The following is a 675-nucleotide window of genomic DNA, read 5'->3' as shown; positions in this document are numbered from 1 at the left end:
GAAGTCCACCTCCGGTCCGGTCCAGCCGGCCAGCACGCGCCGCACCATGCCCGATTCGACGAAGGGTTTTGCCATCACATCACCGGTCAGCAGCAGGCCTTCGCCGCACACCAGCGCGCCGTTCAACGCCGAGGGGTCATTGGCGACCAGCAGCGGATTGACCGGGAAATCGCGCAGGTCACCACCGTTTTCGCCCAGCTGCCAGAAGAACCGGTTGTTGTTGAGGTTGCGTGCCTTGCGCATCGCCAGGATGCGATGGAACTGCAGCTCGTCCGGATGCAGCGGCTCGCCATAGCGTTCGATGTAGGCCGGGCTGGCGAACACCTGCGTGCGCAGGCTGCCAAGCTTGCGCGCCACCAGGTTGGAGTCGGGCAGGGTGCCCACGCGCAAGGCAAGGTCGGCTTCGCCGGCGATCAGGTCCAGCTTCTCGTTGCCCAGGTGCATGTCCAGCTGGATTTCCGGATATTGCGCATGGAATTCGCCCAGCAGCGGTGCGATCCAGGTGATGCCGATCGAGTAGGGCACGGTGAAACGCAGCCAGCCACGTGGGCCGGACTGCAGCTGGTTGACCGCGCCTTCGGCTTCTTCCAGCTCGCGTGYGATGCGCTGGCAATGCTCGTGGTAGACCGACCCGGCCTCGGTCAGGCCCAGCCGGCGGGTGGTCCGGTGCAGCAG

Annotated in this window: 1 protein-coding gene; it reads right to left on the bottom strand. The window is 65.7% G+C overall.

Translation table 11 applies throughout. From position 1 onward, the window contains the following. The coding region (locus ACXJKJ_RS30735) for a LysR substrate-binding domain-containing protein (RefSeq protein ID WP_457395278.1) at window positions 1-675 on the bottom strand (675 nt) is incomplete at both ends.

It is taken from the genome of Roseateles sp. P5_E1 (assembly GCF_054049335.1).
Note: the sequence above shows the minus strand (reverse complement) of the source record. Positions and strands in the feature narration are given on the sequence as shown.